This is a genomic window from Synechococcus sp. R6-7 (assembly GCF_047461695.1).
Classification (GTDB): domain Bacteria; phylum Cyanobacteriota; class Cyanobacteriia; order Thermostichales; family Thermostichaceae; genus Thermostichus.
In genome coordinates this window covers 1-10038 of sequence record NZ_JANSHS010000028.1, presented here as the reverse complement: position 1 = coordinate 10038, position 10038 = coordinate 1, and the positions used below count along the sequence as shown (strand labels likewise).

The window sequence follows — 10038 nt, the reverse complement described above, 5'->3', positions numbered from 1 at the left end:
TTGCAAGCTACAGTCAGGACTTGGGTCATGCGCCGATTGTACTTCATCAAGGAAGGCCGCATTCCTTCCGGCACTGACCCTGGATAGTGGTGAGTGGGTAGTGACTAGCCACTAGTCACTAGCCACTAATAGAGTGCGGGGCTCCTGCGGGTTCTAGCTGAAAACGGCACGTCCCGGTTGGTTGGCCACCAATCAGGATCTGATCTTGGCCCTGGCTGCTCACCTCTCCACCGCCATTCGGCAGGCGGAATTGCTCCAACAGGTTCAGGAGCTGAACCGCACCCTGGAAGAAAAGGTACAGGCCCGCACCGCCCAACTGGATCGCCAGATACAGGAATTGCAGCGGCTGGATTGCCTGAAAAATGACTTCCTTAGCACGGTGTCCCACGAGCTGCGCACCCCTCTTTCCAACATGAAAATGGCCATCCACCTGCTCAGCGCCGTTCTGCTGCCTGCTCAGGGCGCTGCCCGATCCCCGGATCCGGCCAAGATCTCTCAGTACTTGAAGGTGTTGGACAACGAATGCGAGCGGGAGATCAAACTGGTCGAGGATCTGCTGGAACTGCAGCAGTTAGAGGTGCTCAAGGGACTCCGTCCCGCTAACGCGAACGGTTCACAGCGGCCCTGCTGGTTGGAGCTGCAAGAGTGGTTGCCCCAGATCGCGGAGCCCTTTGCTCAGGAGGCCCATAGCCGCCATCAGCGCTTCAGCCTTGGGATCCCTCCAGGACTGCCTGCCATTTTTACCCTGCCGGGAGTGCTAAAGTCGGTGCTGGCGGAATTGCTGAAAAATGCATGTAAATTCACCCCTGCTGAGCACCTGATCAGCCTTCAGGCCATGTACCATCCCGACCACCTGGAAATCCAAGTCCTCAACACCGGCGTAACCATTCCTCCAGAAGAACAAAAGCGGGTATTCGAGAAGTTCTATCGGGTGCCCAGCGTGGATCCCTGGCGGCAAGGGGGGACAGGGTTGGGGTTGGCCCTCGTGCAGCAGCGGGTAAGCCTGTTGCAAGGAAGCATTCACCTCAACAGCGAGGCCAATCGCACCTGTTTTACTTTGCGGCTGCCTCAGGTTCTCCCTGCCTTTGGCCAAGGCAAGCCAGCTCAGCCTAGGGTGTAGGCGTCGGGGTAGCCGGCTTTGGAGAGTTGGAAGCTTCCCCTTCCTGCAAAACTTCTTGCAAGCGCACACGAACCCGCTGGTTGAGGACGGGATTTTCGTTGGCCAAGGTCATCAATTCGCGGTATTGAAGCACTGTCAGCCCTTGCTCCTCGACAATGCGGCTGGCTTGGGTTTCTGTGCGCTGCATAATTTGCTCGTACTCCTCCTCGTTCTGGGTTTCCCGCAGTTGGGCGCTCGCTTCCCGGATCAGGGGATCCAACTCCAACAGAATCCGCACCAACTGTTCCACCTGGGCATCGGTGACTTGCTCTGGGGTCAGGGCTGGAGATGCCACAGGGCTGGGAGTTGCTGTGGCCGGAGCCCCCCCCGAAGTCGGAGAAGCAGTTGCAGCAGGGCCAGGCGATGGGGTTGCTCCCTGTGCCCAAGCCGGCAGGGATCCCAAGCTGAGTCCCAGACCCATCAGCAACACGAATTTCATCATGCCCAAAACTCCCCAAACCCAGACAAGATAGACCTAAGCCCTTGAGGTGCAGCCAAACCTGAAGCCAGACTAGCAAGATGCCTGAATTCCGTCTAATCGGTTCAACGCAGTCCTGAATGCCCATCAAGCTCATCCCAGCTTGCCGGCACCTGAGGCGGGATCCATCCAATCCCTACGGTACCAGAACTCCTCACTCCAGGGCTCCCAGGATGAACTCGCGAAAGGGCTGTGTGGACATGCTGGGGATCCGCAGTGGATCTCTTGTAGAAACAAGAAGTTGGTTGTACAGTCTTACATGCGCTGTTCAACGGTAGCCCGGCACCGGAGTGCCCCTTTCTCTCCTCGGTTGAGCAGCTCCAGACTTGCAGCATTGGCAATTGACTTAGCACTTCAGCCCAAAGGGGGTTGTCTTGAAGCTGAGCTTAGGTATATGTTCTGTTGAGTATCGTTTTTGTTAATGTTAGGCTAGGGGCCAGATTTGATGCGGATCTCCCACATCGGCATCTGACCTTCTTCGCAGGTGTCAGAGCCCGTGGATCCCCTATCAATATCAGCAGTCAACCTAGCAAACGCCCAATTGCCAGCTCTCTTTGCAGGCGATTGTTGGAGGATTTTGTGTTCGGAGAAAGGTTCCCGATTAGATTTTTTTGGGCGCGTCCATAAGTAACCCTTCAAGGGCTTTGAGGGCGACTGCTGTCTTTATTGCCTTTGTAAAAGATGATAACAAAAATGGGTAAAAGTTATTGCTTTTCTTAAGCAGCGCTGATATATTCTTTGCGGTTGCGGTTGTTCGGTCATCCTTCTACAGGAGGCTTACATTGGTTAGGAGAAGAAAGCGTAAGAGTCGCCGTCGTCTGGAAGGGCGCAAGATTTTAGATCACATTCCTCAATTTAATTTGGACAGTGGTGAGGAGAAGTCTGTAACCGCTGCTCGAAAGTATATTCAGGAGAAGTCTATTCAGCCCCCCGCGCTGATTTTGGTGCGGCGAAATGAGCATACCGTTGATCGGTTTTTTTGGGCGGAGAAGGGGTTGTTCGGCGCGCAATATGTCGAGGAAAACCACTTCCTTTTTCCCAGCCTGCGAGCTTTGCTAGCGGAGGTTGCGGCTGAGAAGCCGGAGAAAAAATCCTCGAAGGTTCTTGCAACTGCCGCTCGCTAGCCTCTGACCAGCTTTTCCTATTAGCAGGAGCTCAGGAAACAGCCCCCCTACCCTGGGGGGTTTGTTGCAGCCGCTCTCAGAAGATCGAAAGAACTGACCTTGTGTACGGGATCCCTCCCCACGGGTTGAGCTCCTGCTGCCTCACTCGCCATACTCGACCTGCTGGCGGCAGCGAGGGAGCCACGCGCTACCCTACAAGGGATCCCGTCGGGAGATGCCGGATGAGCCGACTGCCTCAAACCACTGCCCACATCCAAATTACCCGCCGCTCTTGGCAAGAGGGTGCCATAGAGGGGGAAGTCAATGCCAATGGTTGGGTTTGGCGCTTTTGCTGGCGCTTTCGGGCCGGGGAACTCAGAGTGGAGCCTTCTGTGGGGCGGGCTTTGATTTGCGAGCCCTTGAGCCGCTTTCTGGAAAAATCCGACTATCTGCTGGAACCGGGCAGCAACTACTCGTTTGTGATTCGCAGCAGCTTGTGAACTCTCAATCTGAGCAGATCTGAGCAGAGCTTTTGCCCAGCACCAAAGACCGGGGCTGAGCAATGGAAGGCACCTGCTACGGTGACCCAGAAACCAGGTCTCAAGCCCCGTGGGCGAAGAGTGCCTCCCCTCTCACTCCTGTCGCGCCCAAGCTATTCGCACTTGAAAGAATCCTCGCCCTCTAGGCAGGGGGGTAGTCAATAAAGCTGCAGCAGCCTTTGGTCTTCGGCGGGGGAGGAGGCACATCCAGAGCTGGGTTGCACTCAAAGAAGCCCAGGGGCTTGAGCATAAAGCCGATGTAGCTAACCGGCATCACCGGCCAGTCCTCGGTGCGGGGGAAGTGATTGCAGCCAAAGCTATACCAGAGCACCAGGCGGGTGTTTTCCAGGGAGCGGTTCGCTTGCGTCCATTGCACCAGCCCTTCGCCACCGGGATGTTGGTTGGGGTAGTTCCCTGCTGGGAACTTCTCGCCGGGATGGTAGGGCGTGGCCCAGAGGTGGTGGGCCAGGTATCCTGCCCGTCGGTACAGCCAAGAGTCGGGGTGGGCCAAAAGCTGGACGTTTTCCCCCGGCATCAGTTTGTAGGCCACCGGCTGTCCCAGGCGGTTGTGGCGATTGGGGTTGACAATCTTCCAATAGCGGCCCCGCAAGGGATCCACCGTTTGCTTAGCCTCCTGCTCGGTTTTGAGCAGGGTGGAGCGGGCGCGAAAGGCGTTGCCGTGAGGGTTATCCGGCCCCAGAGGCAGAGGTTCTGCATGCACTTCATAGAGGGAGTTGCACGGCCCATCCACCGCCATATCGAGGCGGACAGTGAAAAAGTGCTGGTGGTTGAGGCCAGACAATTGGGGTGCCACCAAGACGCCGAACTCCGGCTCTTCCCCCGGCAACGTAGCGCAAGTGTTGATAATGCCGGTGAGCTTGGCTTCAAACTCCAGCGTGCCATCCTGGTAGAAGTACCAGAAAAAGCCGTAGTCGTAGTTGCCAATGGTGGTGAAAAAGGAAAGCACCAACCGCCGCGAGCGCCGCACCTGCGCCCGTTCCGTGCGCCAGTCGGTGTGCTTCCAGAGCACCCCAAAGTCCTCCTCGTGCATACAGACGGCATTTTTCAAAAGCATGGGCTCGCCGCTGTTGGTGGGCAACCAGGCATCGAAGTAGTAGATCTCTCCCAAGCAGTCGCAGCCCAGCTGCAGGGAATTGGCCTGCATGCCAATGCCGTATTCCCCCACATCAAAGGCATTTTTGCGACAGTGGGGATCCCGCGGATCCCCGTAGGGCACCACCATCTCTGCTACCGAAGCCCGATAGAGAATGGGGCGAAGGCGGCCTTGATCCTCGTAGCTCACCTGGTGGAGGACGAGCCCCTCTCGCGGGTTAAAGCTGATGCGCAGATCCCACTTCTGCCAGCGGATGTGGTGGCCGTCCACCTGGAAGCTCACCCCTTGGGGCTGAGTGATTTCTAGCGGCTTCAAGTCTTGGCGAAAATCTTTGAAAAACAGCTCGTCGAAGTTACCGGACTCCGGCGGCAAGGGCCACAGACCCCGATCCTCCACCTTGACAACTTGCATGCGGTTGAGGTCAATCCAGGGGTAGAGCCCCTCGATGGGGCGGGCATAGCCGTTGTCGCAAGGGGAAGTACGTAGGAAACAAAAGCCTCGCACCAGCCGCCGCCCTTCTTCTTCCGGGATCCCGAAGTAGCCCACCGTCCAGTAGTCCACCATCACCAAATCCACATCGGCAATCCCCCGCCGCTGCAGAGCCGCCAAAAATTGGGGATCCTCCTTGAGCAGGCGGTCGCAGGCGTACACCTCATCGTCGAGCAGAGGGGGCTGCACGCCCGGAACGAGCTGCCAAGAGCGCACCTGCTGTGTTGACAGAGAGACCACGGCTTCGTAGGTGTTGCCACTGGCCGGATCCAACAGCACCACGAAAGCCTGCCGATCCCACGGCTGCCCCGGCTGCCAAGTTTCCATCCAAGGCCGATCCGGCTCGTGTAGCTGGATGGTTACAAAGCGCCACTGAGAACTGAGGGGCCGTTGCCGGCGCAGGATCTGCACCACCTGCCGCATTTCCTCGGCGCTAAGGGGATCCAAGGGGTGGCCTTGGGACAACGCAGGTTCGCTCGACTGATGCTGTCGATGCAAACTGGGAGAAACTTTACAAACCACAGCAATAACCTTGAATTCTTCGGTTGGAAAATGATTGAGTTGAGCTAGGAAAAAATAGGGAGAAGTCTGCTGAGAAAGGTCAAAGGGATCCCTTCGCTCGCCATGCCGCGGGCCAGCCCATCAACCCAACTCAGAGAATCCAGAAAACCTAACAGCAGGCTAAACAGACTATCCTGTTGCCATCGCCAACATCGGGCAACTTTGCAAGAGATACCCGGGGAAAGGAAAACTTAAGCCAAAGCCCAAGGAAGTGAAGACAACCTCGGCCCTGCTAATTGTCCAGATCTAGCAACCTTCTGTTTCCCCGTCCGCTAACCAAATGAAGAGGGCAACGGCACCTTGAGAAGCCGCGCCAGGGCGAACAGGAAACCGTCAACCCATCGGGAAAATCTGAATACAGGTCTTACTACAGATAAACCCAAACTCGAGAGCAGGAGAAGTTTTCTGTGATTAAACGTCAGGCTTAACGTTGCACAGGAAAGCATAAAAAAGAGAAAACGCTTCACGCAGGCTAAGGGCAGGATCACACCGAGAAAGCTCAACGCAACGTCAACTCTCGCAAGAGCGCAAAGACATCTCGAAGCCTGCCCTGACCCTACCTGCCAGGGGGATCCCACCACTTGGGATCCGAAATGCAACTGACGATACTATAGCAGAGGCACCCCCCTTTCCCACAAGCCCGGCCCAAAGCCTCCCGGTCGCATCAGCAGGGTAGCCTTCTCCCCGTGGGTTTGAAGCCTAGCTCAGGCTGAAGGGTTGGTGTCAAAGAATACATTTCCAAAGTCATTCTGAAGCCATGCTTAAGGTTAGGAATTTCTAGCAATTCGAATAGTAGGATCCCTCACGTCTCCTGAAAATCGTCCACAATGAGGCAGGGCTTGCGGCAAATTAACCGTCTGGTGAGGGAGATGGCTTCAACTCGATACCGCCTGGTGCCGGTGCGGCCAGGAGATGGCAGCTTTTATCCAGAGCATCTCTATTTGGCCTTAGAAGCCACCCAACTGGGCTATTGGCAACTGGATTTGCGCACCTGGGAGTTGAGTGCCTCTCCCCAGTGCAAGGCCAAATACGGGCTGGATCCAAACCAAGGCTTCACCTTAGAAGTGTTTTTGCAGTATGTTCAACCGGAAGATCGCCAAAGGGTGAAAGAAGCTTTGCAGACGGCTGGGCCCAGGGCGGTAGAGGGGGATCCCAACTTTTCGGTGGAATATCGGGTTTACCAGGCCGACGGCCAGATGCGCTGGCAGCTTTCCCAGGGGGTTGTCCTGCTGGGGCCGAAAGGGGATCCCGGCGAGATTGTCGGCGTGACCCTGGACATCAGCGAGCGCAAGCAATTAGAGATCACCTTGGCCGAGCGAGAGCGCCACTATCGCCAGCTCCTGGAAGCCCTGCCCGACATGCTGCTTCGTCTGGATCGCCAGGGCCGATGTCTGGAGTTCAAGCCGCCCAGCCATTTTTCTGTCCCCCATCCCCCTGCCTACTACCTGGGCAAAACTCCTGAAGAGCTGTTTCCTGATACCGGTTGCACCGGTGGGGCGGAACCCATAGCCCAAGCCATTCGCGAGCATCTGGAGCTGGCCTTGGCAACCCGGCAAGCTCAAGAGATCGAATACCCCTGCCCAGAGGGATCCCCTCAGCCCCAATATCGGCAGGCTCGCATCGCCCCCTATGGGGAAGATCAAGTCCTGATGATCATTAGAAACATCACCCCTCGTAAGCAAGCCGAGCTGAAGCTGCAGCGGCAATTGCAGCGAGAAAGGCTGTTCAGCCAGCTCATTCAGGCCATCAACGCCTCGCTCGACTTGCCCACCCTGTTTGATGTGGCAGTCCGGGAAGTGAGGGCAGTGTTACAGGCAGCACGGGTTACCCTTTACCAGTACCTGCCGGCTGAGGCTGTATGGTTAGGTGTTGCCAGCTACGTCCAATCGCCTGATCTGCCCACTGCCCTTCACCTGCACATCTCGGATAGTCCAGACATTGTGGCCATCCAATACTTGAAGCAGCTGCAAGTTTTTCATGTGCCGGATCCCGAGCAAGTTTTGGATCCCTTTGCTATCCATGAAAAGCGAGAATACCACCTGGGCCCTTGGTTGGTGATCCCAGTGGCTTGCCAGGGAAAAGTGTGGGGTGCCCTGTCCCTGCGGCGCCTGACCTCAGATCCGGATTGGCAAACCGACGAGATCGAGCTGGCCAAGGCCATCGGGGAGCACCTGGCAGTGGCCATTCAGCAGGCAGAGCTTTATCAAAAGCTGCAACAGACCAACGCAGAGCTCGAACAAGCTTACAACGACGAAGCGCTACTCCAGCTCATCACCGAAGAAATTCGCTCCACTTTGGATGAACAAAAAATCTTGGAAACGGTGGCCCGAGAATTGGCCCTCAGCTTGAACCTATCCAATTGCGCCATTGCCCTGTATGACCCAGAGCGGCAGGTCAGCGTTTTGGCGGTGGACTATTTGGCCGGAGAAGGGATCCGGCGCTTCCCCCTGGAGGTTTCGTTTGCGGATTTCGCCCATGTGCTTCGTCAGCTCCAGCGCGGACAGCTCTGCCAATTGAGCAACTTCCATCACCCCTGCTGGCCCAACCACGACCGCTACACCCTGATCATCGCTCCCATTTGCGACAAAAGGGATCTGGCAGGGCAAGACGAGGAACTGCTTGTTTTGGGGAATATTTGTGGATCCCGTCCACCGGGGCAGATATTTACCGAGCGGGAACAACGGCTTATCCAACGGGTAGCCGGCCAATGCGCCCTTGCCATTCGCCAAGCACGTCTTTATCAAACGATCCAGCGTCAGGTGCAACAGTTGCAGGAGCTCAACCAACTCAAAGATGAGTTTCTGCACATGGTCTCCCACGAAATGCGCACACCTCTCACCAACATGAAGCTGGCCATTGGGTTTTTATCCAAAGCCAACCTAACCGAGCGGGAAAGGCGCTACTTTCAAATTTTGGAGATGGAGACCAACCGCGAGCTGGAGTTAATCAACGACCTGTTGGAATTGCAAGCCCTCGAATCCGGAAACAAAGTCCTCAGACTTACCTGTTTATCTCCCCAGGAATGGATCCCCAATCTTGCCGAGCCCTTCCGGCTGCGGGCTGCGCAGCAAGGCCAACAGTTCCAGGTGGAATGGGATCCCGACCTTTGGCCCCTCTGCACGGATGAGAGCCTCTTGTCGCGGGTGGTCAGCGAGCTTTTAAACAATGCGTGTAAGTACACCCCCACTGGGGAAAGCATCTATTTAAGTGTGAGCCAGGCTAACTCCAATGGCCGTCCCGGCTGGCTGATCACGGTGCGCAATACAGGGGCGGAAATTCCTGCAGAAGCGTTGCCCCGCCTTTTTGAAAAGTTCTATCGCCTCCCCCAGTTGGATTGCCGCAACGCCGGGGGAACGGGCTTGGGTCTGTCTCTGGCTCAAAAAGCAGTGGAGCTGCTGCAGGGATCCCTGCGGGTAGAAAGCCACTCTCGGCAGGTGATGGTTCAGATGTGGTGCCCCCATCAGGGCAGCTTGTCGGAAACCCCAAGCAAGGCTTAGAGGGCAAGGCCAGCGCCTTGCGCAGGACTCGAACCTGCAACCATCGACTTAGAAGGTCGGTGCTCTATCCTTTGAGCTAGCAAGGCCGAAGAAAAGGGTGCAGAGCCATTATATCCCCGACCCAGTTCCCATTCCCTGACCCCGACCAACCTGCCTCTGACCTTGAGTTCTGCATTGTTGCTTGGGCAAATTGCGCGGTTTGACTTGGGGAGCCAGGGCGGGATCCCTTCACCGTGGGAATGTTGGTTTTCGCTCAGGATATGAACGTCAAAGAGATCGTCTGCCAAGCTCTTGGAACGGGACGTCTGGGCGTCTCTCAGGAAACTTGACTGTACGGATAAGGAAGACTTGCAGACGGCAGATGCTTTGAGCAGATGCTTTGATCAGTGCCTTTTTGGATGGCGCTGTGCAGCGGGAGAGCCACAACTGGGCTCCCTGTGCATCGATCCCTTAAAATGGGCGAGCCGAAAGCAGAAAAGTACTCGTTTGAGTTCGAGGATCCCATGCAACCGAGCTATTGCGTCGGAGATAAGTCCAAAATGGGTGTTGAGGTGTCGAAAATTGGGATCCCCATGCCCTTGCTCCCTGATCCTGGCTCAGCTGCGGAAAAGAAAGCTGCCTCTGGCACTCAAGCTCTGTCTCCGGCAGCCAAGCGCCTGTTGCGCCTCTACCACGGCGGTAGCTTCATCTTTCTGGGCCTGTTGTGGCTGGTGGTCGGGATCCCTAGCCTTTGGGCTCTGCGAGCGGATATAGCCCGCCTGTGGGATTACTTTACTTGGACGGGCCTGCGATATGCCTTGTTTCACCGCCCAGGATGGCCGACTTTGGGGTTGTTGCTCTGTGTCAGCTTCACGATGGGGATCCTGATCGCCCAAAGCCGCTATGAGCTGTTCGGCCTGTATCCGGTGGAGCGTCTCATGCTGGAGCAGCAATCCCGCTGGATCCTATCCTTGCCGGTGTGGCATCCGCTGCGGCGCTGGTTGGTGCGCAGGTTGGATACTCAAGATTAGGTTTTGGCTGCTACTTGGGATCCCTGCCGGCACCGAGGCAAAATCTCGTTTGCGTGCGGGTAAACTACCCGACTCCGACCGCTAAAGC

7 protein-coding genes and 1 tRNA gene are annotated in these 10038 nt (G+C 56.5%); 5 read left to right on the top strand and 3 right to left on the bottom strand.

Translation table 11 applies throughout. The features are described from left to right. The first annotated feature begins 205 nt into the window (after positions 1-205). Entirely contained in the window at positions 206-1120 is a 915-nt protein-coding gene (locus NW815_RS01055; protein ID WP_414389507.1) for a sensor histidine kinase, read from the top strand. Here the strand turns inward: NW815_RS01055 and NW815_RS01050 are convergent. Beyond that, positions 1110-1601: a DUF4168 domain-containing protein gene (locus NW815_RS01050; RefSeq protein ID WP_414389505.1), complete on the bottom strand. Its 492-nt coding sequence runs from the start codon at positions 1599-1601 to the stop codon at positions 1110-1112. The genes NW815_RS01055 and NW815_RS01050 overlap by 11 nt on opposite strands. A gap of 818 nt (positions 1602-2419) precedes the next feature. Here NW815_RS01050 and NW815_RS01045 point away from each other — a divergent pair. Together NW815_RS01045 and NW815_RS01040 are read left to right on the top strand one after the other, a co-directional pair. Then, a complete protein-coding gene (locus NW815_RS01045; protein ID WP_414355581.1) occupies positions 2420-2761 on the top strand; it encodes a DUF3155 domain-containing protein in 342 nt (113 codons plus the stop codon). A gap of 221 nt (positions 2762-2982) precedes the next feature. Further along, positions 2983-3240, top strand: coding sequence for a DUF3146 family protein (locus tag NW815_RS01040; protein WP_414329773.1), 258 nt, complete (start codon positions 2983-2985; stop codon positions 3238-3240). Positions 3241-3421: 181 nt separating this feature from the next. On the opposite strand, the gene NW815_RS01035 is transcribed toward NW815_RS01040, so the two are convergent. Then, on the bottom strand, positions 3422-5404 hold the full coding sequence (locus NW815_RS01035) for a primary-amine oxidase (RefSeq protein WP_414415628.1): 1983 nt from the start codon (positions 5402-5404) through the stop codon (positions 3422-3424). A 908-nt stretch (positions 5405-6312) separates the two neighbouring features. Here NW815_RS01035 and NW815_RS01030 point away from each other — a divergent pair. After that, entirely contained in the window at positions 6313-8940 is a 2628-nt protein-coding gene (locus tag NW815_RS01030; protein ID WP_414389231.1) for a GAF domain-containing protein, read from the top strand. Between the two features lie 13 nt (positions 8941-8953). Here the strand turns inward: NW815_RS01030 and NW815_RS01025 are convergent. Beyond that, positions 8954-9026: transfer RNA gene (locus tag NW815_RS01025), tRNA-Arg, on the bottom strand. 486 nt (positions 9027-9512) lie between these two features. Between NW815_RS01025 and NW815_RS01020 the strand changes: the two genes are divergently transcribed. After that, on the top strand, positions 9513-9950 hold the full coding sequence (locus NW815_RS01020; RefSeq protein ID WP_414341644.1) for a hypothetical protein: 438 nt from the start codon (positions 9513-9515) through the stop codon (positions 9948-9950). Positions 9951-10038: the final 88 nt, after the last annotated feature.

Coding starts and splice junctions, on each gene's coding strand:
- NW815_RS01050 (WP_414389505.1), bottom strand. CDS start 1,601: ATGATGAAATTCGTGTTGCTGATGGGTCTGGGACTCAGCTTGGGATCC.
- NW815_RS01040 (WP_414329773.1), top strand. CDS start 2,983: ATGAGCCGACTGCCTCAAACCACTGCCCACATCCAAATTACCCGCCGC.
- NW815_RS01030 (WP_414389231.1), top strand. CDS start 6,313: ATGGCTTCAACTCGATACCGCCTGGTGCCGGTGCGGCCAGGAGATGGC.
- NW815_RS01020 (WP_414341644.1), top strand. CDS start 9,513: ATGCCCTTGCTCCCTGATCCTGGCTCAGCTGCGGAAAAGAAAGCTGCC.